This window comes from Streptomyces chengmaiensis (assembly GCF_029846775.1).
Classification (GTDB): domain Bacteria; phylum Actinomycetota; class Actinomycetes; order Streptomycetales; family Streptomycetaceae; genus Streptomyces; species Streptomyces chengmaiensis.
This window is the reverse complement of the sequence record NZ_JARWBG010000025.1, coordinates 46,212-69,881: the sequence shown is the minus strand read 5'-3', so window position 1 is coordinate 69,881 and position 23,670 is coordinate 46,212. Positions and strand designations below refer to the sequence as shown.

The following is a 23,670-nucleotide window of genomic DNA, read 5'->3' as shown; positions in this document are numbered from 1 at the left end:
GGCCGACGGGTCGTGATCACCGCAACACCAGACTCCGCGGGGAGGGGGTCGGCCTACGACTACAGGCCCTCGCCGCGGCGGCTAAGGAGAAGCAGCCCGCTACGCATGATGAACGAGCGTAGCCGAGAGGCGCGGAAGTCTGCGGTCCCGTTCCAGTATGCGGGACGACTCATGGGTTACGGGCAAACGTAGTTAATCACTCCATTTCATCAATCATTGCGCCGGACGGTGACAGCTCGGTGACCCAGTGCCACATTGCGGAACATGACTGAAATCCAGCCCACGCAGTTCTGCACCATCGTGCCTCCGCATGTCCTCGACCGGCTGGCCCGCTCGCAGGACCCCGCCCTGTCCGCGCCCGCCCGCCGCACCCTGGAGGCGGACGCCGTACAGCGCACCCGACGGCAGCTGACTGCCGTCGCCGCCCCGGTTCCGGCCCCCGAGGCGACGGCAGACGCGGATGCCGGCGCGGACGCGGAGGGCGCGCCGGAGTGCCCGCGGCGCACCGTCCACGACTGCCGGAACGGCACGGACCTGCCGGGCGTCGTGGTCCGCGCCGAGGGCGACGAGCCGGTCGGGGACGCCACGGTCAACCGCGTCTACAGCGGTCTCGGCGCCACCTTCGAGCTGCTGCTGAAGGAGTACGGGCGCAGCTCCCTCGACGGCACGGGCCTGCCGCTCAACGCCAGCGTCCACTTCGGCGACCGGTACGGGAACGCCTTCTGGGACGGCGAGCAGATGGTCTTCGGAGACGGCGACGGCGAGATCTTCCTCGACTTCTCCATCCCGGTCGACGTCATCGCGCACGAGCTGGCGCACGGCCTGACGCAGCACACGGCGAACCTCAGCTACTACGGCCAGCCGGGCGCGCTGAACGAATCGGTCTCCGATGTGATCGGCTCGCTGGTCAAGCAGTACACCCTGGGTCAGAGCGCCGACGAGGCCGACTGGCTGATCGGCGCGGGGCTGCTCGCACCGCGCGTCACAGGCGTCGCGCTGCGCTCGATGAAGGCGCCGGGCACGGCGTACGACGACGATGTGCTGGGCAGGGACCCGCAGCCCGCGACGATGCAGGACTACGTCCGCACCGGCCGGGACAACGGCGGGGTGCATATCAACTCGGGCATTCCGAACCACGCCTTCTATCTGTTCGCGACGCGGCTGGGCGGCAAGGCGTGGGAGCGGGCTGGGCAGGTCTGGTTCGACGTGCTGACCGGCGGGGAGCTGGCCGTGGACGCGGACTTCGCTCGCTTCGCCCGGCTGACGGCGTCGGCAGCGGCCGCCCGGTACGGGGAGGGCGCCGAGCACGAGGCGGTGGTGAAGGCCTGGGCGCAGGTGGGGGTGGAGACCGCCTGACGGGCCTGTCCCTCGCGGGAGCGCGCGACCGGGTCGGGGCCCGGACGGGGCCGCGGGGACACCCGCCGCCGGGTGCCGTCCGGACGGGCGTCCGCGTGGTTGTCGACATGTCCGGGGTGACGCGGGTGTACCCCGCCCTCAGGGACGGGACGCCTACGCGGCGGCTCTCCGGTGTCGCCGCGCCCCGATTCGTACTAGAACGGGTGCCATGCGTATTCAGGTGAGGCGTACCGGAGGATTCGGCGGGATCGAGCGGTTCGCGGAGCTGGACACCGCGGACCGCGCCGACGCCGACGAGTTGCAGGAGCTCGCCAGGCAGGTACTGGCCAAAGGGCACCGGACTCCGCCGGTCGGGGTGCCGGACGGATTCAGCTACCAGATCACGGTGGAGGGGGAAACGGTGTACGCGACGGATCCGCGGTTGTCGGAGCGGGAGAGCCGGTTGGTGTCGCTGGTGCTGAAGGAGGGGGCATAGAGGGCGGAGCCCCGGCTCAGAAGCCCAGCTTCCGCAGCTGCTTCGGATCCCGCTGCCAGTCCTTCGCGACCTTCACATGAAGGTCCAGGTACACCGGCGTCCCCAGCAGCGCCTCGATGTGCTTGCGGGACTTGATGCCGACTTCCTTCAGGCGCTTGCCCTTGGGGCCGATGATGATGCCCTTCTGGCTGGGGCGCTCGATGTAGACGTTGGCGTGGATGTCGAGGAGGGGCTTGTCGGCGGGGCGGTCCTCGCGGGGGAGCATTTCCTCGACGACGACGGCGATGGAGTGGGGCAGCTCGTCCCGCACGCCTTCGAGCGCGGCCTCGCGGATCAGCTCGGCGACCATGACCTGCTCGGGCTCGTCGGTGAGGTCGCCCTCGGGGTAGAGGGCCGGCCCCTCCGGCAGGAGGGGGATCAGCAGGTCGGCGACCAGATGGACCTGTCTGCCCGCCCGTCGCCCGCCGTCGCCCTTGCCTGATGAGCCGCGCTCCGCGCCTTCCTTTGCGGAGACGGGGACGATCTCGGCCCACTCGATGCCCAGCTCCTTGCCGAGCCGGTCGATCGCGATGAGCTGCTCGGCGAGGGTCCTGGAGTCGACCAGGTCGGTCTTGGTGACGACGGCGACCTTGGGGGTCTTCTTGATTCCGGCCAGCTCCTTGGCGATGAAGCGGTCGCCGGGGCCGATCTTCTGGTCGGCGGGCAGGCAGAAGCCGATGACGTCGACCTCGGCCCAGGTGGTGCGTACGACGTCGTTGAGCCGCTCGCCGAGCAGTGTGCGCGGCTTGTGCAGGCCGGGGGTGTCGACCAGGATCAGCTGTGCGTCGGGGCGGTGCACGATGCCGCGCACGGTGTGCCGGGTGGTCTGCGGCCGGTTGGAGGTGATCGCGACCTTCTGGCCGACCAGAGCGTTCGTGAGGGTGGACTTGCCCGCGTTGGGGCGGCCTACGAAGCAGGCGAAGCCGGCCCGGTGCGGACCGTTGTTCTCTGGGGTGCGAGCGCTCATGGCGCCCATTCTCCCCGATGTCAGACCCTCGGGCGTACACGCGGCCTGCCGGGCCGGGAGCCGCGCCGCACCCCGGCCCTGACCCGCGCCCCTGCCCTCGCCCTGACCCGCGTCCCTGCCCTCGCCCTGATCCTGGCGCTGATCCTGGCCCTGGCCCGTACGACGGCGGCGCCCGCGAGCGCCGTCGCGAGGAGGAGCACGACGAGCCAGGGCAGGGCGACGAAGGGAGCGGTGGCCGCCTCGCGCACGTCGCGGGCGGTGGCGGTGAGCCGGACCTCGCCCCATTCGAGCTGGGGCGCGTCCGTCCAGCGCTCGGTCAGCCGGATCTTCTGGCGGGGCAGCAGCTCCGCGGGGACCTTCGTCAGCTCGCGGTCGAGGAGGTCCCGCCCGAACAGTCCCTCCGCCTTCAGCGTCACCTTGGGGCTGAGGGTGACATTGCCGCTGTTGCGGAGTGTGTACGAGATGAGCGTGCTGCTCTCGCCGAAGCCGGGCACCAGGGGTTTGTCGTGGGTGAGGGTGACGTCCTCGACGGCCAGGGCGGGCACGGCCGGGCCGCCGACCCGCAGATAGACGCGGGCCCCGACGGCCTGCCGCACGCCGACGTCCACGGCCGCGCCGTCGCCGGCCGAGGCGATGCGTTCGTCGAGGGCGACGAGTGCCCCGGCGTGATCGCCGGGCTCGGCGTCTTCTGGGACTGCGACGGTGTACGGGACGGTGACGGAGCCGTGGGCGGGGACGGTGATCCGCTCGCGTTCCGGTGTCGCCCACGCCCCGATGCCGCGCTGCTCCTCCTGCCGGGTGCGTACGGCGAAGCCGCCGTCGCGCGCGGTGTTGTAGGCGTCGGCGGCGTACAGCAGGAAGGTCAGCGGCTCGGCGGTCTTGTTGGCGACGGTCACTTCGTCGGCGACGGCGGCGCCGGGGTCGGCGGAGAGGTAGAAGTACGGTCTGCTGCCCAGCTGGGAGGCGGCGGGGTAGACCGACCAGTTGCCGTTGTCGGCGGCATGGGCGACGCCGCTCGCGGCGGGGAAGCCGAGGGGGAGGAGTGNNNCGGGGTAGACCGACCAGTTGCCGTTGTCGGCGGCATGGGCGACGCCGCTCGCGGCGGGGAAGCCGAGGGGGAGGAGTGTGAGCAGGGCGGCGAGCAGGAGGACGTACGCCTTGCGCATGCATCCCTCCGGGGTCGTGGCGGGGCCGGCCCCGCCGACACGGTTTCATTCGAGAGTTCAGGTGAGGGTCAGGGTGAGCACCGCGGAGTAGTCGCCGGGTGCGGTGAACGCCGGAACCTCCAGCGAGAGGCCCGCGTCGACGGTGAACTCACCGCCGGTGAGCGTCCCGTTGGGGGTGGTGGCCAGCGTGGCGCCGGCCGAGCCGACCGGTCCCGCGGAGCCCGCGGCACAGGTGCTGGGGCTGCCCGGCTTGGTCGCGCAGGCCGGGGTCCAGCTCAGCGCGCCCGCGTCGATCTTCGCGCCGTCGGGTCCGGAGAAGTCGGTGACCTTGCCGGTCAGCGACCAGCCCGCGGGGCCGCCGCGGAAGTCCTTGACGGTCACGGTTCGGAGGTCGCCGGTGGACGCGCCGCCCGCGCCGAAGTCGACGGCGGACATCTCGACGGCGTCGCCCGCCTGGGACATGGTGAGGGCGCCCGGGGCGACGGAGGCCGTGAGCTGCTGGCTGTTCTCCGGCAGCGGGGTGTCCTCGATGACGGTGTAGGCGGCCGGGCCCGCGCCGGTGTCGGGGTCCCAGGCGTCGCCCTCGTACGCGACGATCCCGGTGGTGGCCGGGTCGCTGACCTTGAGCCGTGCGGTGAAGCCGCCGTCGGCGTCCGCCGTGACGGTCATGGTGTCGCCGGTCTCGGCGTCCCCGGCCCGGCCGGCGACGGTGATGTCCGCGAGCGGGGTGAACTTGACGCCGGTGACGGTGACCCGGTCGCCGGGTTTGCCGGACGCGGCGGCGAGCTGGATGGCGCGCTCGTTGGCGCCGGGCTCGTCGGTCGCGGTGACGGTCTCGGAGACGGGGGCGGGCGGATTGATCACGGTGCAGGGGGTGTCCAGCTCCATGATGTAGCTGGTGTGGATGTTGTAGTCGCCCGGCGAGAGGGTGATCGAGCCGGCTTCGGAAACCGTGAACGTGCCGGTCATCGAGAACGGCGGGAACTCTCCCTTGCCGGGAACGGGCGGGTTCTTCTTGGGGCCCGCGACGGTGACTTCGCCGGTCTGCGCACCGCCGAGGGTGACCTTGCCGGTGGGCGTCATGATGTCGGCGGGCAGCGCGAGGTCGACGGGGTTGCTGGCGGCCGGTTTGGTGACGGTGTACGTCACGGTGACGGTGTCGCCCACCTTCGGGGCGGCGTTGTCGACGGTGATCTCTGCGGTCGTGGTGCCGTCGATGGGCGGGATGCCGGCGATCGGCGGGGGTACGCAGTGGGTGTCGAAGTCCACCGGTGCGGAGGCGGTCTCCAGGGCTGCGGCGGGCGAGGCGGCGAGCGGGCCCGCGCCGACGATCAGTGCGGCCGCGCCCAGTGCGGCGCCCCACCGCCGCCGTGCGGACCGCCTCGCGCTTCCGGGCGGTGCTGCGGCCCTGCGGGGTCCGGGGGTGGCTGAAGGCATGACTGCCCCCTTCTTACTGCCTGGTCCTGATGGGTGCGGACGCGGCGGCTCTTCCGCGGCGGCAGGGGGCCATTGACGGGCGGGGGCGGCAAGAAGTCAATGGAATCGAAATGCACCGACTGATGACCCATCAGATACTGTCAAGATCCCGTGAGCGTTCCGCGGGGGCGGCGTGGACGACGAGGACGGCGTGGACGGCAGGGGCGGCGTGGACGGCGTGGACGGCGCAGACCCAAGCGTGTGCCGGCGCCCCCGCGGACCGCGGGGGCGCCGACGGCGGATTCGCGCGGACGCGCACGCGTGTCAGTCGAACACGAACGGGCCCGGCGACTGACTGCTCACGGCGTCGCAGCCGACGCGGATGCCGAAGATGGTCATCGACAGGGCCGTCCCGCCGAAGTACGAGTCGAGGCTGTCGCCGGAGGCGACGGTCCCGCTCAACGGCCCGATGACGACCGGCGACCCGGCCGGGAGGGCCGGGTTCTTCTCTCCGGTGAACTGTGCCGTCCCGCCGCCGTTCCTCGCCAGGGTGAGCGTCGCGTCGATCTCGTCCGCGCCGACGGCGACGGGTGTGGTCACGGCGGAGGTGAGAGTGATGGTCGCGGCTGTGCCTTCCTGGGTCGCGGTGAGGCTCGCCGCGCCGCCGCCCCAGAATCCGCAGTCGTACGAGGCCGTCGCGGTGGCGGGCGTGACGGCCGCGGCGGCCGGGGCGAAGGCGAGTGACAGTGCGGCAAGGGCGGCGGCCGCCAGGGCGGTTGCGCCGATGCCTGACCGGGCGCTGGGTCGCATGGGATTCCCCTTTCCCGTGTGGGGGGAGTGGGTGCAGCCCTGACTGCGGCGCGGAACAGCACACGAGCTGCGCCGAGGGTGAACGGGTGGACTCGGACCGTCGCTTCGGGTGGGCGGGGTGCGCACGCGCCACCGCGCGGACGGCCGGCCGATGCGGCCCGGACGGCGGCTCGCCCTCCAGGGCCCGGCCGACCCGTCGATCTGACGGTCCGTCGGCTGATCTGCTGTTCATTGATGCGCAGGAGCACCATGAACGCAAGGGGGCGAGCGGCGTTTTGTCGAGCGCGCTGGCTGGACGGGCACGCCGACTGGACGGGCGCTCCGGCTGGACGGGCACGCCGACTGGATGAGCGCGCCGGCTGGATGAGCGCGCCGGCTGGATCCCGGGCCGCCGCGCCGGGCAGAGGGCCGCCGCCGCGCCGAGCCGCGGCGGCGGGCTGTTTCAGTCGGCCGTTCCGGCGGGCGTGGCGGAGGTCAGTGTGCCGTCGGGGGCCGCCAGGAGGACCGGGGTGTCCGGGCCGCCGAGATCGCGAACCGCCGCCCGGTCCTGGTCCGAGGGGGCCTGCGCGGTGGACACGACCGCCGCCGCCTCCAGTGACCGCGCGCCGCTCGCGACGGCCATCGCCACCGCCGTCTGCAGCGCGGAGAGCTTCAGCGAGTCCAGCGCCACCGTTCCGGCGACATATGTGCGCCCGGTCTCGTCCCGTACGGCCGCGCCCTCGGGCACGGCGTTGCGTGCGCGGGCGCTGCGCGCCAGGGTGATGATCTTGCGGTCCTCGGGGCCCAGGCCGGTGCTCTGGTCGGTGCTCTGCGTCATGGACCGAGCATAGATCGGCGACGCGTACGCGAGCGGCGAGGCCCCGGGGCGGGGAACCTCGCCGCTCAGACGTTTCCGCAGCCTCATCGGCTCTGCGGGAGACCCTGCCGGGCCTTAAGCGGGGACGCTTCAGCTCTGCGCACCCTTGACGAGCTTGTCGCCCGCGCGCTTTGCCAGGTCCTCGAACGGGCTCTTCGCGCCCGGCTCCTGGCTCGGGATGACCAGCACGCGCGTCACTCCGGCCCCCTGGCGGGCCACCATGTGGCGATCGTCGTGGCCGCGGCGCTGCCGGCCGCGGCCGCGCTGCGGTCCGGGTCCCGGTCCCGGCGGTCCCGGTCCCGGCGGTGCGGCGGCCGAACCGCCGGGTGACGCCGTACGGCGGCGTCAGGGCCGGTCGAGGCGGAGGCGCTGCGCCTTGGGGAGGGTGGCGACCACCAGGTCGTAGGAGTCCTCGATCAGCTCCCGGACGAACCGCTCCGGGAGCTGATCGACGGTCACCGTGTTCCAGTGGCGCTTGTTCATGTGGTAGCCGGGGACGATGGCCGGGCCGTGTTCGGCGCGTAGCTGGACCGCGAGGTCCGGGTCGCATTTGAGGTTGACCGAGAGCGGCCGGGCGTCCAGGGCGCTGAGCGCGAACATCTTCCCGCCCACCTTGAACACCGAGGTCTCGGGCGTGAAGGGGAAGTCCTCCACCGCGCCGTTGAACTCCAGGCAGAAGGCTCTCAGTTCCTCCGCGTTCACTCCCCCGCTCCTCCTCTGCGGCCGTCCCCGCCGACTGCCGGCGGCTCCTGGCCGACGGGTTCGGCGAGCACCGTGACGATCTTGTTGCGACGGCCGGCGGGGGACTCGGCGGTCAGCCGCAGCGCCCGCCCGTCCGACAGGTCCACCACGGCGGACGCGCCGGCGATGGGGACCCGGCCCAGCGCCTTGGCGAGCAGCCCGCCGACCGTCTCCACGTCCTCGTCGTCGAACGCGTCGAGGCCGTAGAGCTCGCCGAAATCGCCCAGGTCGAGGCGGGCGGTGACGCGGAAGCGCCTGCCGCCGAGTTCCTCGACCGGCGGCAGCTCCCGGTCGTACTCGTCGGTGATCTCGCCGACGATCTCCTCGAGGATGTCCTCGATGGTGACGATGCCGGCGGTGCCGCCGTACTCGTCGATGACGACGGCCACGTGGTTGCGCTTCTGCTGCATCTCGCGCAGCAGGTCGCCGGCGTTCTTGGTGTCGGGCACGAAGACGGCGGGCCGCATCGCGGTGGAGACCAGATCGGCCTCCGCCTCGCGGTTGATGTGCGTCTTGCGCACCAGATCCTTGAGGTAGACGATGCCGACGACGTCGTCCTCGTTCTCCCCGGTGACGGGGATGCGGGAGAAACCGGAGCGAAGCGCCAGCGTCAGCGCCTGGCGCACGGTCTTGAAGCGCTCGATGGAGATGATGTCGGTGCGCGGCACCATCACCTCGCGCACCAGGGTGTCGCCCAGTTCGAAGACGGAGTGCACCATGCGGCGCTCCTCGTCCTCGATGAGCTGCTCCTGTTCGGCGAGGTCGACCATCGCCCGCAGCTCGGCCTCGCTGGCGAACGGGCCCTTGCGGAAGCCTTTTCCGGGGGTGAGGGCGTTGCCGATGAGGATCAGCAGCTGAGGGACCGGGCCCATGATCCGGGCGAGCGGCAGCAGGACGTACGCGGAGGCGGTGGCCGTGTTCAGCGGGTGCTGGCGGCCGATGGTGCGCGGTGAGACGCCGACGGCGACGTAGGACACCAGGACCATCACGGCGATCGCGACCAGCAGCGCCGCCCAGGTCTCGGCGAACTCCTCCAGGCAGACGTAGGTGACCAGCACCCCGGCCGCCATCTCGCAGGCGACCCGCACCAGCAGGGCGACATTGAGATAGCGCGTGGGGTCGGCGGCGACCTGGGCCAGCCTGGCCGCGCCGCGCCGCCCGGAGCGGACGGCCTCGGCGGCGCGGAAGCTGGAGACCCGGGCGATGCCCGCTTCGGCGCAGGCGGCCAGCCAGGCGACGACGACCAGCAGGACGGCGCCGAAGATCAGTTGACCGGTCATGACACGGTGGGCGCCGGGGACGGGCCGGTCAGGCCCTTCTCCGCCCGCCAGCCGTCCACGATCGCGGCCTGCAGGCCGAACATCTCGGCCCGCTCGTCGGGCTCCTCGTGGTCGTAGCCGAGCAGATGCAGCACGCCGTGGACGGTCAGCAGCTGGAGCTCCTCGTCCATGGAGTGCTGGGTGGGGGCCTGCTCGCCCTGCCGCGCGGCGACCTCGGGGCAGAGCACGATGTCGCCGAGGAGCCCCTGCGGGGGCTCCTCGTCGTCCTTTGCCGGCGGGCGCAGCTCGTCCATCGGGAAGGACATGACATCGGTGGGACCGGGCAGATCCATCCACTGGACGTGCAGCTGCTCCATGGCCTCGGCGTCCACGACGATCACCGAGAGCTCGGAGAGCGGGTGGATGCGCATCCGGGCGAGCGCATAGCGGGCGATCTCCAGGATCGCCCGCTCGTCGACCTCGGTGCCGGACTCGTTGTTGACGTCGATCGACATGGTGCTGTGCGTCTACTTCCCGTGGGTCCCGTGCGACGTGCCGTTGCGGCTGTCGTACTCCTCGTACGCGTCGACGATACGGCCCACCAGCTTGTGCCGTACGACGTCGTGCGAAGTGAGCCGGGAGAAGTGGACGTCGTCCACTCCGTCGAGGATCTCCTGGACCTGGCGCAGCCCGGACTTGGTGCCGCCGGGCAGGTCGATCTGGGTGATGTCACCCGTGATGACGATCTTCGAGTCGAAGCCGAGCCTCGTCAGGAACATCTTCATCTGCTCGGGGTTCGTGTTCTGCGCCTCGTCCAGGATGATGAACGCGTCATTGAGCGTCCTGCCGCGCATATAGGCCAGGGGCGCGACCTCGATGGTGCCCGCGGCCATCAGCCGGGGGATGGAGTCGGGGTCGAGCATGTCGTGCAGCGCGTCGTACAGCGGGCGCAGATACGGGTCGATCTTCTCGTAGAGCGTGCCGGGCAGGAAGCCGAGCCGCTCGCCCGCCTCGACCGCGGGCCTGGTCAGGATGATCCGGTTGACCTGCTTGGACTGCAGGGCCTGGACCGCCTTGGCCATGGCGAGATAGGTCTTCCCGGTGCCTGCGGGGCCGATGCCGAAGACGACGGTGTGCTTGTCGATGGCGTCGACATAGCGCTTCTGGTTGAGCGTCTTGGGACGGATGGTGCGGCCGCGGCTGGAGAGGATGTTCTGAGTGAGGACCTCGGAAGGGGTCTCCACCGCTGCTCCCCCGGTCTCGTCCTTGAGCATGGCGATGGACCGTTCCACGGCGTCCTCCGTCATCGGCTGCCCGGTGCGGAGCACGAGCATCATCTCGTCGAACAGGCGCTGGATCAGTGCGACTTCCGTGGGGTCGCCCACCGCGCTGATCTCATTGCCCCGTACATGGATGTCGGCGTGTGGGAAGGCGTCCTCGATCACGCGGAGCAACGCGTCGCCCGAGCCGAGCACGGTCACCATCGGATGCTTGGCGGGTACGGTGAAGTGGGCTCGTACCTGATCTGTGGGTGTCTGAGTCATGGGCCGGCTCTCTGGCCTGCGCATACCTCCTGTTGCAGGGTTCTCGCCTGTCGACAACCTCTGGAACTCCAAGCCTACGACGCCGCGCTGACAAGGCCGAGACCTTTTCCGCCCCGCGGCGGCGGCGCATATGCCGGCGCCGCTGCGCTCGGGCGGGCCGGTATGCGCCGACCGGTATGCGCCGGCCGGTATGCGTCGACCGGTGTGCGCCGGCCGGTGTGCGTCGACCGGTGTGCGCCGGCCGGAACGCTCAGGCCGGTGCGCTCGGACCGGTGCGCTCAGGCCGAGCGGCGGAAGCCGATGGTCGGGACCGCCCGGCGCAGCGGCCAGGGCCGGGTGGGGGCCGGGAGCAGTGCCTGCAGAAAGGCGTAGCGGCGCAGCGCGGCCGGGTCCTGGTCGGGGACGTCCTGGACATGGCTCCACCAGGCCGCGATCTCGGACCAGCCGGGTGCGGAGAGTGACCCGCCGAACTCCTGGACCGACAGGGCGGCGGTCAGCCCGGCGAAGGCGAGCCGGTCGGCGAGCGGCCAGCCCGCGAGGGTGCCGGTGACGAACCCGGCCACGAAGACGTCGCCCGCGCCTGTCGGGTCCAGTGCCTCCACGGCGATGGCGGGGACCTGGGCGCACTCGCCGGTCGCGCCGTCCACGGCGTAAGCGCCCTCGGAGCCGAGCGTGACCACGGCGACGGGGACCTGCTCGGTCAGGGCGTGCGCGGCCGCCAGAGGGCACTCCGTGCGGGTGTAGCGCATCGCCTCCTCCGCGTTGGGCAGGAACGCCTCGCAGTGTTCGAGGTCGGCGAGGTCGTCCGGGTCCCAGCGGCCGCTGTCGTCCCAGCCGACGTCTGCGAAGATCCTGGCCCCCTTGCGGGCGGCCTGGGCGATCCACTCGGCACGCCCGGGGGCGAGCGAGGCGACCGCGGCGCGGGCGCGCGGCGGGCAGTCGGGGGCGGGCTCCGGGGGCGGGGCCTCATGGCCGTGGGAGACCATCGTGCGCTCCCCCTCGTACGCCATGGAGACGGTGACCGGGGAGTGCCAGCCGCGGACGGTGCGGGAGAGGGAGAGGTCGATGCCCTCGCCCTGCTCCAGGGCGTCCCAGCAGTACTCGCCGTAGTGGTCGTCGCCGAAGGCCGCGGCCAGCGAGGTGCGCAGTCCGAGGCGGGCGAGCGCGGTGGCCATGTTGGCGACGCCGCCGGGGCTGGAGCCCATGCCGCGCGCCCAGGACTCGGTGCCGCGCACGGGTGCGCTGTCCAGACCGGTGAAGATGATGTCCAGGAAGACATTGCCGGTGAGGTAGACGTCGCAGGCCGGGTCGTCGGGCGTCCGCAGGTCGGCCAGCGGGTCCAGGCAGCCGGGGCGCCCCACAGGTGTCAGATGCCCCGGCCCCCTGGGATCCGCCCGGTCTCCCCGCTGCTCTCCGTGGTGAGTGGTCACCGTACGCGCTCCAGAAACGTGGTGCCGATCAGGCCAGTGTGCCCGATCGGGGCCCCTGCGGTCCTGTGATGTCCCGGATGCGCGGCACGGGCGGCCGCCGGGGCGGCAGTCAGACCCGCTTGGGCACGGGGATGCGCGTCAGATCCCTGGCCACGGTCAGCTCGCCGTCGAATCCCGCGGCGCGGGCCTGGCGGGCGAACTCCTCGGGGTCGCTGTAGCGCTGTGAGAAGTGGGTGAGCACGAGATGGCGCACGCGTGCGTCCCGGGCGGCAGCGGCGGCCTGTCCGGCTGTCAGATGGCCGTGCTCCGCGGCCAGTCGCTCATCCTCGTCGAGGAACGTCGACTCGATGACGAGCATGTCGCAGCCCTCCGCGAGGGCGTGGACGCCGTCGCACAGCCGGGTGTCCATGACGAAGGCGAACCGCTGGCCCCTGCGGACCTCGCTGACGTCGTCCAGGGTGACGCCCCGCAGCTCCCCTTCACGCTGGAGCCGTCCCACCTCCGGGCCCGCGATGCCGTGCTCCGCGAGCCTCTCGGGAAGCATGCGGCGGCCGTCGGGCTCGACGAGCTTGTATCCGTACGACTCCACGGGGTGGGAGAGCCTGCGCGCCTCGAGGGTGTACGGGGCGGTGGCGACGAGCACCCCGTCGGCGGCCACGGGGGCCTGGCTCAGCTGCACGGTCTCGCGGTAGGCGGTGGCGTACCGCAGCCGGTCGAAGAAGCGCTGTCCGCTCGCCGGGTAGTGAGCGGCGACCTCGTGGGGGACGCGGTCGAGGTTGATGCGCTGGATGACGCCGGCGAGGCCGAGGGAGTGGTCGCCGTGGAAGTGCGTGACGCAGATCCGGTTGATGTCGTGCGCGGCGACCCCGGCCCGCAGCATCTGGCGCTGGGTGCCCTCGCCGGGGTCGAAGAGGATGCCTTCGCCGTCCCAGCGGAGCAGATAGCCGTTGTGGTTGCGGTGGCGGGTGGGCACCTGGCTGGCGGTGCCCAGGACGACCAGTTCTCGTACGGACAATGCGGGTGATCTCGTCTTTCCGTGGTCCGTGGTCCGGGGGTCCGTGGTCCGGCTTCCGATGGTCCGTGGTCCGTGGTCCGGGGGTCCGTGGTCCGGCTTCCGATGGTCCGTGGTCCGTGGTCCGGGGGTCCGTGGTCCGGCTTCCGATGGTCCGTGGTCCGTGGTCCGGGGGTCCGTGGTCCGGCTTCCGATGGTCCGTGGTCCGTGGTCCGGGGGTCCGTGGTCCGGCTTCCGATGGTCCGTGGTCCGTGGTCCGGGGGTCCGTGGTCCGGCTTCCGATGGTCCGTGGTCCGTGGTCCGGGGGTCCGTGGTCCGGCTTCCGATGGTCCGTGGTCCGTGGTCCGGGGGTCCGTGGTCCGGCTTCCGATGGTCCGTGGTCCGTGGTCCGGGGGTCCGTGGTCCGGCTTCCGATGGTCCGTGGTCCGTGGTCCGGGGGTCCGTGGTCCGGCTTCCGATGGTCCGTGGTCCGTGGTCCGGGGGTCCGTGGTCCGGCTTCCGATGGTCCGTGGTCCGTGGTCCGGGGGTCCGTGGTCCGGCTTCCGATGGTCCGTGGTCCGTGGTCCGGGGGTCCGTGGTCCGGCTTCCGATGGTCCGTGGTCCGTGGTCCGGGGGTCCGTGGTCCGGCTTCCGATGGTCCGTGGTCCGTGGTCCGGGGGTCCGTGGTCCGGCTTCCGATGGTCCGTGGTCCGTGGTCCGGGGGTCCGTGGTCCGGCTTCCGATGGTCCGTGGTCCGTGGTCCGGGGGTCCGTGGTCCGGCTTCCGATGGTCCGTTAACCGGGGGGCCATTCGAGGCCGCGGCCGCCGAGGAGGTGGGCGTGCGCGTGGAACACGGTCTGGCCCGCGCCGCTGCCGGTGTTGAAGACGATCCGGTAGCCGACGCCGTCGACCTTCTCCTCCGCGGCCACCTCGCCGGCCTCACGCAGCAGGTCGGCGGCGAGCTGCGGCGCGGCGGAGGCGAGAGACGCGGCGTCGGCGTAATGCGCCTTGGGGATGACGAGGATGTGGGTGGGGGCCTGCGGGTTGATGTCGCGGAAGGCGACGGTCGTCTCGGTGTCCTTGACGATGGTGGCGGGCACCTCCCCCGCGACGATCTTGCAGAACAGGCAGTCCGCCTGCGGCTCTCCCGCCATGGTCGGGGTCCTCCTCGCGTAGGTCTTCGGCACATGCGGTCTGTGGCAGGTGCATCGTATCCGGCGGCGGTCGGCGCTCTGCGCCGTGCCGTTTCCGGCCGCTTCGCGGCCCGGGTGCAGACCCGTTGCCCGCACCGTCACGACGCCGAGGCTTCGGCAGGGCAGCGCCGCTGCAGGCCCCAGGGACGAGCTCTGCGCGGGAGGCGGCGGCGCGAAGCCGACGCCGTACGGGGCGCAGGGCGGCAGCCCTTGCACATCGCCTCCCCTGGAGGGGCCGTGGCGAAGCGCCCGGCGGGGCCACGGCTACGGCAGAGGCGGGAGCTCCGGCGGGGTCTTGGGCGGGTGGTCGGCGAGGGCCGCGAGGGCCATGCGGACGGCCTCGTCCAACTGGGGGTCGCGGCCCGCCGCGTAGTCCTGCGGGGCGGTGACGACCTCGACGTCCGGGTCGACGCCGTGGTTCTCCACGCCCCACCCGTAACCCTCCAGCCAGAAGGCGTACTTGGGCTGGGTGACCAGCGTGCCGTCCACCAGGCTGTAGCGGCTGTCGATGCCGATGACACCGCCCCAGGTGCGCACCCCGACGACCGGTCCGATGCCGAGCGCCTTGATCGCCGCGTTGACGATGTCGCCGTCGGAGCCGGAGAACTCGTTGGCGACGGCCACGACGGGCCCGCGCGGCGCGTCCTGTGGATAGCTGAAGGGACGCATGCCGCGCGGCGCGTCCCAGCCGACCACACGGCGGGCGAGCTTCTCGACGACGAGCTGCGAGGTGTGGCCGCCGCGGTTCTCCCGCACGTCGACGATCAGCCCCTCCCGCGCGACCTCGACCCGCAGGTCGCGGTGGATCTGCGCCCACCCGGGAGCCTGCATGTCCGGCACGTGCAGATAGCCGAGCCGGCCGCCGGACTTCTCGTGCACATAGGCCCGCCGGTCGGCCACCCAGGCGTGGTACCGGAGCGGTTCCTCGTCGGCGAGCGGCACCACGACGGCGTGCCGCAGTTCGCCGCCGTCGGCCGGGGAGAGGGTGAGCTCCACCGGCTTGCCCGCGGAGCCGACGAGCAGCGGCCCAGGACCGGCGGTGCGGTCGACCGGAACGCCGTCCACCGCGACGATCGCGTCCCCCGTCCGCACGGCGACGCCCGGCGCGGCGAGGGGCGAGTGCGCGTGCGGGTCGGACGTCTCGGACGGCAGGACCCGGTCGACGCGCCAGAGCCCGTCCTCCCCGCGGGAGACGTCCGCGCCGAGGAGGCCCTGTCTGCCGGTTCTGTCCCCGCCCCACACACGCGGGGTGACATACGCGTGGGAGGTGCCCAGTTCGCCCTGCACCTCCCACAGGACGTCGATCAGGTCGTCGTGGGTGGCGATGCGCCCCAGGAGGGGCCGGTAGCGGGCCAGTACGCCGTCCCAGTCGACCCCGCCCAGGTCGGCGCGCCAGAAGTTGTCCCGCATCAGCCGTCCGGCCTCGTCGTACATCTGCCGCCATTCGGCGGGCGGGTCGACCGTGCCGCGCACCCTGGCCAGATCGACGGTGACATGCGTGTCTCCGTCCTCCTCGCGGGCGGCCCTGCGGTCGCTGGGGACGACCTTGAGCTTGCCGTCGGTGTGCAGCAGCACCCGTCTGCCGTCGCCGCTGACGTGGAAGTGCGAGGCGTCGGAGGCCAGTTCCTCGACGTCCCGCCTGACGAGGTCGTACCGCTCCAGCACGGTGTCCGGCCCCGGGTCGTCGGGGGTGGCGCGGGTCGCGCCGAGGACTCCGCGCAGCGGGTGGCGCAGCCACAGCAGCCCGTCCTTGGCGGCGCGCAGGGTCGAATAGCGGGCGGCTTCGACGGGGAACGGCACGATGCGGTCGGCGAGTTGGTCGAGGTCGATGCGGGTGACGGCGGACGCGGAGCCCGCGGCGCCGCGGGCTTCGCCGTCGTCCGGCCCGTCGACTCGGTCCGCTCCCGCCTCCGGAACGTCGGCGTTCGCCGCTGCTTTCGCCGCTGTCGCTGCTTTGTCGGGTGCGTCGCCGTCGAAGGCGCGGCCGTGCCTTTGCGGCCCGAACGGGGAGGGGGTTGCCGCGGCCAGCGTGATCAGGTGCGGGCGGCAGCCGCCGACGAAGGCGAGGTCGAAGACGTGTGTGTCGTAGACGGGGTCGAAGGCCCGTTCCGACAGGAAGGCGAGGTGCTTGCCGTCGAGGGTGAAGGCCGGCTGGAAGTCGGCGAAACGCAGCGGCGTCGCCTCGCAGACGCTCAGATCCGCGGTGTTGGCGAGTTTGATCTGGCGGAGCGGGGACGGCCCGGGGTGCGACCAGGCCAGCCAGGCGGAGTCCGGTGAGAACGCCAGCCCGTTGGCCTCCCCGTGCTCGCTGCGGTCGACTTCGCGCAGCTCGCCCGTCTCGCGCTCCACGAGCAGCACACGGCCGTCGTGGGAGGCGACGGCGGCGTGGCGGCCGTCGGGTGACACGGCCAGGCTCAGTACGCGGCCGAGGCGGCCCGCCGCGAGTCTCCGCGGCGTCGCACCGGGCGCCACGCCGGTAGCCGGGGCGAATTCGAGGGCGTCCTCGCCCTCGGCGTCGGTCACCCAGACGACGTGCTCGTCGCCGCCCGCCCGGAAGGTGCGCGGCAGTCTGCCCCGTACGCCGGGCCGGGCGGCGAGCGCCCGCGCCGGGCCCTCGCGGTGGGTGACCCAGTGGATGCCGCCGCGGATCTCCACGGCGCTGCCCCGGCCGGTGTGGTCGGGGACGGCCGCGCCGACGTGGTGCTCCGCGCGGATGGGCCGGGGACGCAGATCGGTGCGCTGGCCGCCGAGCCGGACGGCGATCCGGGACGGCTCGGCACCGGGGCCGTCGGAGCCGTCGACGTCGTCGGAGGCGTCGGGGCCGTCGAGACCGTCGAGCAGCCACAGTTCACCGGCCGCGCAGTACACGACGCGGCGGCCGTCCGTGGCGGCATGACGGGCGTAGTGGCCGCCGAGAGGGGTGTGGCGGCGCAGCTGCGATGCGTCGGGCAGCGAGGAGTACAGAGCTCCGACGCCTTCGTGGTCGGAGAGGAAGGCGATGCGGTCGCCGGCCCAGAGGGGGTACTCGATGTTGCCGTCGAGCTGCTCGTGAACGCGCGCGTACGTCATGTCTTCGTCGCCGTCCGGCGGTTGCTGCAGCCAGAGTTTGCCGGCGGTTCCGCCCCGGTAGCGCTTCCAGTAGGCGGCCTCCCGGCCCATCGTGACCGACAGCAGCAGCGTCCGCGGCCCGTACGCCACATCGCCGACGGGCCCGTACGGCAGCGTCTGAGCCGGCCCGCCGTCGAGCGGCACCGCCCGTGCCCAGCTGCGGCGCAGGGACGCCTGCCCGTGGGTGCTGACCGCGAGGACGCGGCCGTCGGGGGTCCAGCCGCGGACGGAGGTCTTCCAACTTCCCCAGTACGTCAGCCGCGTGGAGGGGCCGCCGTCCAGCGGGGCCACATGCACCTCGGGGGCGCCGTCGCGGTAGGAGGTCCACGCGACATGCCTGCCGTCGGGCGAGATCCTGGGGTGGTTCACGGGCATGTTGTCGGCGCTGACGCGCCATGCGCGGCCGCCGTCGAGCGGCGCCGCCCAGACGTCGTCCTCCGCGGTGAAGACGACCAACTCGCCGTGGAGGTGCGGGTACCGGAGGTAGCCAGGGTGCGTCACAGGGTCACCCTAGGCATGCGAGGGCCGCGCGGTCAGGCGTTTGGATCACTTGGCCGGGGATCGCCGACGGGGGTGGGCGTGGGAGGGGTCTTCGGGGCGACGGTCACGGTGACCGTGACGGCAGGCGTCGGGGGCGGCTCGGGGGGCGCGGTCGGAGCGGGAGTCACGGTGGCGGTGACGGTGGACGGGGGGCGCGTCGGCCAGGGGCTTTCCGTCGGCGGCGGGGTCACCGTGGCCGTGGCCGTCGGCTGTGCCCCGCAGTCGCCGAGCATGGTGGCCTCGAAGACGGTCTTGCGGCCCACCTTGGCCGTCAGTTCGCCGTGGACGCACCGCCCCTCGATCTCACGCGTCACCTTTCCCGTGATGGTGATCCGCTGCCCGGAACCGGTCTCGCCTCGGCAGTCGACGGTCACCGGCGCGGGAGGGGAGGACGAGGGGGCGACGCTGCCGATGATGCCGGGGGCCGCCTTGCCCGTGCAGCTCAGCCAGCGCACGTCGAAGCGGAGTCGCTCCAGAGTGCTGGTCGCGGTTCTGTCGGTGGTGACGGCCGCGGCGACGGCGCTCAGCCCGCCGGAGGCGCCCGGCTCGCACCCCGTCGCGGCGATCCCGGCCACCGCCGCGGCGACGGCGATCGTGACGCGTCGTCGTCTCGAGGACACCATGTAGGGCAGGGTGCCAGCTGCCGGAGTACGAGGAAAGCAGCCTTCGCGCCGTGTCCGGTCCCCGCGAGGAAGGCGCGGGCACGGCGCGCGAAGCCCGTCGAGGGCGCGTGCTGTTCAGGACCAGCGGCCCGTACGGCCGAGCAGCAGCGCCGTGGCGGCCGTTCCCGCCGTCGAGGTGCGCAGGACGGTGCGGCCCAGGCGGTACGGCTTCGCTCCTGCTTCGGCGAAGAGGGCCAACTCCTCGGGGGAGACGCCCCCTTCGGGACCGACGACCAGCACGATCGAGCCCTCGGCTGGCAGTTCGGCGGCGGCCAGCGGCTGGGCGCCCTCCTCGTGGAGGACGGCCGCGAAGTCCGCTGCGGCGAGCAGCGCCGCGACCTGCTTGGTGCCCGCGGCATCCGCGACATCGGGGAAGCGGAGCCTGCGCGACTGCTTGCCCGCCTCGCGGGCGGCAGTGCGCCACTTGGCCAGGGACTTGACGCCGCGGTCGCCCTTCCACTGTGTGATGCAGCGGGCCGCCGTCCAGGGCACGATCGCGTCCACGCCGGTCTCCGTCATGGTCTCGACGGCGAGTTCGCCGCGGTCCCCTTTGGGGAGGGCCTGGACGACGGTGATGCGGGGCGCGGCCTCGGGCTCCTCGGGGAACTCGACTGGCTCCACGACCAGCCGGTCCTTGCCCTCGGTCCGCAGCACCCGCCCGGCGGCGCCGTGGCCCCTGCCGTCCGTGAGCACGACGTCCTCGCCCGGCTTGAGCCGTTTGACGGAGACGGCGTGGCGCCCCTCGGGGCCGTCGAGGGTGAGGACCGAGCCCGGTCCCACCCCGTCGAGGGACTCCACGACGAAGACGGGCGCGGTCATCGCGTCACACTCCCGGAGCTCCCGCTGCCGGCGGCGCCGGGCTCAACACCGGCCCGGGCCGCCTCCGCCTCGGCGGCCAGCACGGCGACGAGTTCTCCCGCGGGCAGGGCGCGGGCCAGCCGGTGCCCCTGCCCTGCCCACAGGGCCATGCCCTGGGGGTCGCCCGCCTTGGCGGCGGCCTTGCGCAGCCCGCTGGTCAGATGGTGGATCTGCGGATAGGCGGCGGGGGCGTACGGTCCGTGCTCCCGCATGAACCGGTTGACCAGGCCGCGGGCCGGCCGTCCGGAGAACGCCCTGGTCGACTCGGTGCGGGCGAAAAGCGGATCGGTCATGGCCTGCTTGTGGAGCGCGTGGGCCCCGGACTCGGGACACACGAGGAAAGCCGTGCCCAGCTGTGCGGCGCTCGCGCCCGCGGCGAGGACGGCGGCGACCTGGCCGCCGCGCATCAGCCCGCCGGCGGCGACGATCGGCAGCCGTACGGTCTCGCGGACCAGTGCGACCAGTGAGAGCAGTCCGAGACCCGACCCGTCGGCGTCCGGGTCGTCCCGGTGGGAGCCCTGGTGCCCGCCCGCCTCGACGCCCTGCACGCACACGGCGGCCGCGCCCGCCTCCTCGGCGGCCAGCGCCTCCTCCGGGATGGTCGCGGTGACCACGGTGACCGTGCCGACCTTCGCGAACGCCTCCAGCACCGCGGGGGTCGGGCAGCCGAAGGTGAACGACACGACGGCGACGGGATCGTCGAGGAGTACGGCCAGCTTGGCCTCGTACCCGTCGTCCGCGCCGCTGTCGGGGTCGCCGAGCTCCGTCTCGTACCAGGCGGACTCCCCGGCCAGCTGCTGGCGGTAGACGTCGACGGCGGCGGTGTCGGCGGTCCCGGGCTGCGGCATGAAGAGATTCACCCCGAAGGGATGGCCCGTGAGCGCGCGGAGCCGTTTCACCTCCTGGTACATGCCGTCCGCCGTCTTGTACCCGGCCGCGAGGAACCCCAGCCCGCCCGCCTCGGCCACCGCGGCGGCGAGCTGGGGACACGATGCGCCGCCGGCCATGGGGGCCTGCACGATCGGAAGCCGGCAGAGGTCGGTCAGTGCGGTGGACGACATGCCCTGCATCGTGCCACGTCCCGCTCTGCGCCGGGGCTCCGCCCCCGGACCCCCGCTTACGGGGGCTCCGCCCCGGACCCCCGCTCCTCAATCGCCGGAGGGGCTGGATCATCCAGCCCCTCCGGGGGGCTCGGGGGCTTGACCCCTAACGCCCGTTGAACGCGTCCTTCAGGCGTGAGAACAACCCCTGCTGCCCCGGCTGGAACTGCCCCATCGGCCGCTCCTCACCCCGCAGCTTCGCCAGCTCCCGCAGCAGCCGCTCCTGCTCGGGGTCGAGCTTCGACGGGGTCTGGACCTCCACATGCACGATGAGGTCGCCGCGGCCGCCTCCGCGCAGATGGGTGACGCCTCGGCCGTGCAGCGGGATGGACTGGCCGGACTGGGTGCCCGGACGGATGTCGACCTCCTCCATCCCGTCCAGCGTCTCCAGCGGGCACTTCGTGCCCAGCGCCGCCGCCGTCATCGGGATGGTCACCGTGCAGTGCAGATCGTCGCCGCGCCGCTGGAAGACGGGGTGCGGCAGCTCGTGGATCTCAACGTACAGATCACCCGCGGGCCCGCCGCCGGGACCGACCTCGCCCTCGCCCGCGAGCTGGATGCGGGTGCCGTTGTCGACGCCTGCCGGGATCTTGACGGTGAGCGTCCGGCGGGAGCGCACCCGGCCGTCGCCCGCGCACTCCGGGCACGGCGTCGGCACGACGGTGCCGAAGCCCTGGCACTGGGGGCACGGCCGCGAGGTCATGACCTGGCCCAGGAAGGACCGGGTGACCTGCGAGACCTCTCCACGGCCGCGGCACATGTCGCATGTCTGCGCGGACGTGCCGGGCGCCGCGCCCTCACCGCTGCATGTCGTGCAGACGACGGCGGTGTCGACCTGGATGTCCTTGGTGGTGCCAAAGGCCGCCTCGGTGAGCTCGACCTCCAGGCGAATCATCGCGTCCTGCCCGCGCCGGGTGCGCGAGCGCGGCCCGCGCTGCGACGCGGTGCCGAAGAAGGCGTCCATGATGTCCGAGAAGTTCCCGAACCCGCCCGCGCCGAAGCCGGCGCCCGCGCCGCCACCGCCGCCCGCCTGGGACAGCGGGTCGCCGCCGAGGTCGTAGACCTGCTTCTTCTGCGGGTCCGACAGCACCTCGTACGCCGCGTTGATCTCCTTGAAGCGCTCCTGCGTCTTCGGGTCCGGATTCACATCCGGGTGGAGTTCGCGCGCGAGGCGGCGAAAGGCCTTCTTGATCTCGTCCTGCGATGCGTCGCGACGCACGCCGAGTACGGCGTAGTAGTCCGTGGCCACTTACGACTCCGCCAGGATCTGTCCGACGTAACGTGCCACTGCGCGTACCGCTCCCATCGTTCCGGGGTAGTCCATGCGGGTCGGTCCGACCACGCCGAGTTTGGCAACTGCCTCGTCGCCCGAACCGTAGCCGACCGCGACCACGGACGTGGAACTGAGCCCCTCGTGCTCGTTCTCATGGCCGATCCGCACGGTCACGCCGGAGTCCTTGGCCTCGCCGAACAGTTTGAGGAGCACGACCTGCTCCTCAAGCGCCTCCAGCACCGGCCGGATGGTCAGCGGGAAGTCATGCACGAAGCGGGTCAGATTGGCGGTGCCGCCGATCATCAGCCGCTCCTCGGTCTCCTCGACCAGGGTCTCCAGCAGGGTCGCGAGCACCGTGGAGACGGTGGCCCGGTCCTCCGTTTCGAACGAGTCGGGGAGGTCCTGCACCAGCTGCGGCACATCCGTGAAGCGCCGGCCCACGACACGGGCGTTGAGCCGGGCCCGAAGGTCCGCGAGCGAGGTCTCGCCGAACGGCGCGGGGCAGTCGACCATACGCTGTTCGACCCGCCCGGTGTCCGTGATCAGCACGAGCATCAGCCGGGCGGGAGCAAGGGAGAGCAGTTCCACATGCCGGACCGTGGAACGGGTCAGCGAGGGGTACTGGACGACGGCGACCTGGCGGGTCAGCTGCGCCAGCAGCCGCACCGTGCGCCCGACGATGTCGTCGAGGTCGACGGCCCCGTCCAGGAAGTTCTGAATCGCCCGGCGCTCGGGGGAGGACAGCGGCTTGACGCCCGCCAACCTGTCCACGAACAGCCGGTAGCCCTTGTCTGTCGGGATCCGCCCGGCGCTGGTGTGCGGCTGGGCGATGAAGCCCTCCTCCTCCAGCACCGCCATGTCATTGCGGACGGTCGCGGGCGAGACGCCGAGCCGGTGACGCTCGGTGAGCGCCTTGGACCCGACGGGCTCCTCCGTGCCGACATAGTCCTGGACGATCGCGCGCAGCACTTCGAGTCTGCGTTCACTGAGCACTGCGCACACCTCCAGCTGTGGTCTCTCTCGGTTCCTCGCCTGGCACTCACTGCATCCGAGTGCCAGCCTTTCCCCGAGCCAGTGTACGGCCGTGGGGTGCGCCCCTAGCAAGGGCGGCCGACCACGCTACCGCGAGCCGTCCCAGGTCGTTGCCAGTAGCGTCGCCGTATGGACGTCAGTTGGGAAGACTTCGGCTGGGAGCGGTTGGCCGACGGGGTGGGCCGACGGCGGCTTCCGGTATGGGACGCGACCGTGGGGCTGGTGGCCGGCGGGGACGCCGTTCTGCTGTTCGACACGGGGTCCACGCTGCGTGAGGGGGCCGCGATCCGGGCCCAGGTCGAGACCCTGACGGGCGGGCGTCGAGTGACGCATATCGCACTGAGCCATCCGCACTTCGACCATGTGCTGGGCACATCGGCCTTCTCCGGCGCCCATGTGTACGGGGCGGTCGGCGTCGACGCCCTGATGCGGCGGGAGCGGGACGCGATCCGCGCGGACGCGGTGCGGGAGGGGCTGGACGCGGCCGAGGCGGGCGAGTCCGTCGACCTGATGGTGCTTCCCCAGCACGGGGTGTTCGGCGAGCAGACGCTGGACCTCGGCGGCCGGCAGGTGCTGCTGGCCAATGTGGGGCCCGGCCACACCGGGCACGATCTGGCGCTGCTGGCGCCAGGCGACCCCGAGGTGGTGTTCTGCGGCGATCTCGTCGAGGAGTCGGGCGAGCCCCAGGCCGGCCCGGACGCCATCGCCTCACGCTGGCCCGCCGCCCTGGACCGGCTGCTGGCCCTGGGCGGGGACGACGCGATGTATGTGCCGGGGCACGGGGCGGTGGTCGACGCCGCGTTCGTACGGCGTCAGCGCGATGTGCTGGCGACACGCTTCGGCGTGTCGTAGCG

Annotated in this window: 22 protein-coding genes; 3 read left to right on the top strand and 19 right to left on the bottom strand. The window is 72.4% G+C overall.

Going from position 1 to position 23,670, the window contains the following annotated elements:
- Positions 1 to 264: 264 nt before the first annotated feature.
- Together QCN29_RS21385 and QCN29_RS21380 are read left to right on the top strand one after the other, a co-directional pair.
- On the top strand, positions 265 to 1,356 hold the full coding sequence (locus tag QCN29_RS21385; RefSeq protein ID WP_279930091.1) for a M4 family metallopeptidase: 1,092 nt from the start codon (positions 265 to 267) through the stop codon (positions 1,354 to 1,356).
- Between the two features lie 208 nt (positions 1,357 to 1,564).
- Positions 1,565 to 1,831 carry a protealysin inhibitor emfourin gene (locus QCN29_RS21380; protein ID WP_279930089.1) on the top strand — a complete coding sequence of 89 codons (267 nt, stop codon included), beginning with the start codon at positions 1,565 to 1,567 and terminating at the stop codon, positions 1,829 to 1,831.
- A gap of 16 nt (positions 1,832 to 1,847) precedes the next feature.
- Here QCN29_RS21380 and QCN29_RS21375 read toward each other — a convergent pair whose 3' ends face one another.
- The 19 genes from QCN29_RS21375 to hrcA all read right to left on the bottom strand — a co-directional run bounded on the left by QCN29_RS21375 (position 1,848) and on the right by hrcA (position 22,777).
- Positions 1,848 to 2,846 (bottom strand): GTPase Era, encoded by a 999-nt coding sequence (locus tag QCN29_RS21375; protein ID WP_398859632.1) that lies wholly within the window; start codon positions 2,844 to 2,846, stop codon positions 1,848 to 1,850.
- Positions 2,847 to 2,857: 11 nt separating this feature from the next.
- Positions 2,858 to 4,003: a WxL protein peptidoglycan domain-containing protein gene (locus tag QCN29_RS21370; protein ID WP_279930087.1), complete on the bottom strand. Its 1,146-nt coding sequence runs from the start codon at positions 4,001 to 4,003 to the stop codon at positions 2,858 to 2,860.
- A 57-nt stretch (positions 4,004 to 4,060) separates the two neighbouring features.
- A complete protein-coding gene (locus tag QCN29_RS21365) occupies positions 4,061 to 5,440 on the bottom strand; it encodes a WxL domain-containing protein (RefSeq protein ID WP_279930086.1) in 1,380 nt (459 codons plus the stop codon).
- Between the two features lie 303 nt (positions 5,441 to 5,743).
- Positions 5,744 to 6,229 carry a hypothetical protein gene (locus tag QCN29_RS21360; protein WP_279930085.1) on the bottom strand — a complete coding sequence of 162 codons (486 nt, stop codon included), beginning with the start codon at positions 6,227 to 6,229 and terminating at the stop codon, positions 5,744 to 5,746.
- 442 nt (positions 6,230 to 6,671) lie between these two features.
- Positions 6,672 to 7,046 carry a cytidine deaminase gene (locus tag QCN29_RS21355; protein WP_279930083.1) on the bottom strand — a complete coding sequence of 125 codons (375 nt, stop codon included), beginning with the start codon at positions 7,044 to 7,046 and terminating at the stop codon, positions 6,672 to 6,674.
- A 129-nt stretch (positions 7,047 to 7,175) separates the two neighbouring features.
- A complete protein-coding gene (locus tag QCN29_RS21350; RefSeq protein WP_279930082.1) occupies positions 7,176 to 7,307 on the bottom strand; it encodes a hypothetical protein in 132 nt (43 codons plus the stop codon).
- 123 nt (positions 7,308 to 7,430) lie between these two features.
- Positions 7,431 to 7,787, bottom strand: a complete 357-nt coding sequence (locus tag QCN29_RS21345) for an MmcQ/YjbR family DNA-binding protein (protein WP_279930081.1) — start codon at positions 7,785 to 7,787, stop codon at positions 7,431 to 7,433.
- Positions 7,784 to 9,106, bottom strand: coding sequence for a hemolysin family protein (locus QCN29_RS21340; protein WP_279930080.1), 1,323 nt, complete (start codon positions 9,104 to 9,106; stop codon positions 7,784 to 7,786). Before QCN29_RS21340 ends, QCN29_RS21345 begins: the two co-directional genes overlap by 4 nt.
- Positions 9,103 to 9,600, bottom strand: coding sequence for an rRNA maturation RNase YbeY (gene ybeY, locus QCN29_RS21335; protein WP_279930079.1), 498 nt, complete (start codon positions 9,598 to 9,600; stop codon positions 9,103 to 9,105). The genes QCN29_RS21340 and ybeY overlap by 4 nt, the downstream gene beginning before the upstream one ends.
- Positions 9,601 to 9,612: 12 nt before the next feature.
- Positions 9,613 to 10,629 (bottom strand): PhoH family protein, encoded by a 1,017-nt coding sequence (locus tag QCN29_RS21330; RefSeq protein ID WP_240138536.1) that lies wholly within the window; start codon positions 10,627 to 10,629, stop codon positions 9,613 to 9,615.
- A 278-nt stretch (positions 10,630 to 10,907) separates the two neighbouring features.
- Positions 10,908 to 11,999 (bottom strand): carbohydrate kinase family protein, encoded by a 1,092-nt coding sequence (locus QCN29_RS21325; RefSeq protein ID WP_279930136.1) that lies wholly within the window; start codon positions 11,997 to 11,999, stop codon positions 10,908 to 10,910.
- A 169-nt stretch (positions 12,000 to 12,168) separates the two neighbouring features.
- The gene (locus tag QCN29_RS21320) at positions 12,169 to 13,074 is read right to left on the bottom strand and encodes a ribonuclease Z (RefSeq protein WP_279930078.1); all 906 of its coding nucleotides are present in this window, start codon (positions 13,072 to 13,074) and stop codon (positions 12,169 to 12,171) included.
- A 770-nt stretch (positions 13,075 to 13,844) separates the two neighbouring features.
- Positions 13,845 to 14,204 carry a histidine triad nucleotide-binding protein gene (locus tag QCN29_RS21315; protein WP_279930075.1) on the bottom strand — a complete coding sequence of 120 codons (360 nt, stop codon included), beginning with the start codon at positions 14,202 to 14,204 and terminating at the stop codon, positions 13,845 to 13,847.
- A 303-nt stretch (positions 14,205 to 14,507) separates the two neighbouring features.
- The gene (locus QCN29_RS21310) at positions 14,508 to 17,852 is read right to left on the bottom strand and encodes a S41 family peptidase (RefSeq protein WP_279930074.1); all 3,345 of its coding nucleotides are present in this window, start codon (positions 17,850 to 17,852) and stop codon (positions 14,508 to 14,510) included.
- 32 nt (positions 17,853 to 17,884) lie between these two features.
- The gene (locus tag QCN29_RS21305) at positions 17,885 to 18,514 is read right to left on the bottom strand and encodes a hypothetical protein (RefSeq protein WP_240138540.1); all 630 of its coding nucleotides are present in this window, start codon (positions 18,512 to 18,514) and stop codon (positions 17,885 to 17,887) included.
- 114 nt (positions 18,515 to 18,628) lie between these two features.
- On the bottom strand, positions 18,629 to 19,372 hold the full coding sequence (locus QCN29_RS21300) for a 16S rRNA (uracil(1498)-N(3))-methyltransferase (RefSeq protein ID WP_279930073.1): 744 nt from the start codon (positions 19,370 to 19,372) through the stop codon (positions 18,629 to 18,631).
- The gene (locus tag QCN29_RS21295; protein WP_279930072.1) at positions 19,369 to 20,472 is read right to left on the bottom strand and encodes a nitronate monooxygenase; all 1,104 of its coding nucleotides are present in this window, start codon (positions 20,470 to 20,472) and stop codon (positions 19,369 to 19,371) included. Before QCN29_RS21295 ends, QCN29_RS21300 begins: the two co-directional genes overlap by 4 nt.
- 145 nt (positions 20,473 to 20,617) lie before the next feature.
- Positions 20,618 to 21,760 carry a molecular chaperone DnaJ gene (gene dnaJ / locus QCN29_RS21290; RefSeq protein ID WP_279930071.1) on the bottom strand — a complete coding sequence of 381 codons (1,143 nt, stop codon included), beginning with the start codon at positions 21,758 to 21,760 and terminating at the stop codon, positions 20,618 to 20,620.
- Positions 21,761 to 22,777 carry a heat-inducible transcriptional repressor HrcA gene (gene hrcA / locus QCN29_RS21285; RefSeq protein WP_240138544.1) on the bottom strand — a complete coding sequence of 339 codons (1,017 nt, stop codon included), beginning with the start codon at positions 22,775 to 22,777 and terminating at the stop codon, positions 21,761 to 21,763.
- 168 nt (positions 22,778 to 22,945) lie between these two features.
- Between hrcA and QCN29_RS21280 the strand changes: the two genes are divergently transcribed.
- Complete coding sequence (locus tag QCN29_RS21280) at positions 22,946 to 23,668, top strand: MBL fold metallo-hydrolase (RefSeq protein ID WP_279930069.1); 723 nt, start codon at positions 22,946 to 22,948, stop codon at positions 23,666 to 23,668.
- The last annotated feature ends 2 nt before the right edge of the window (positions 23,669 to 23,670 follow it).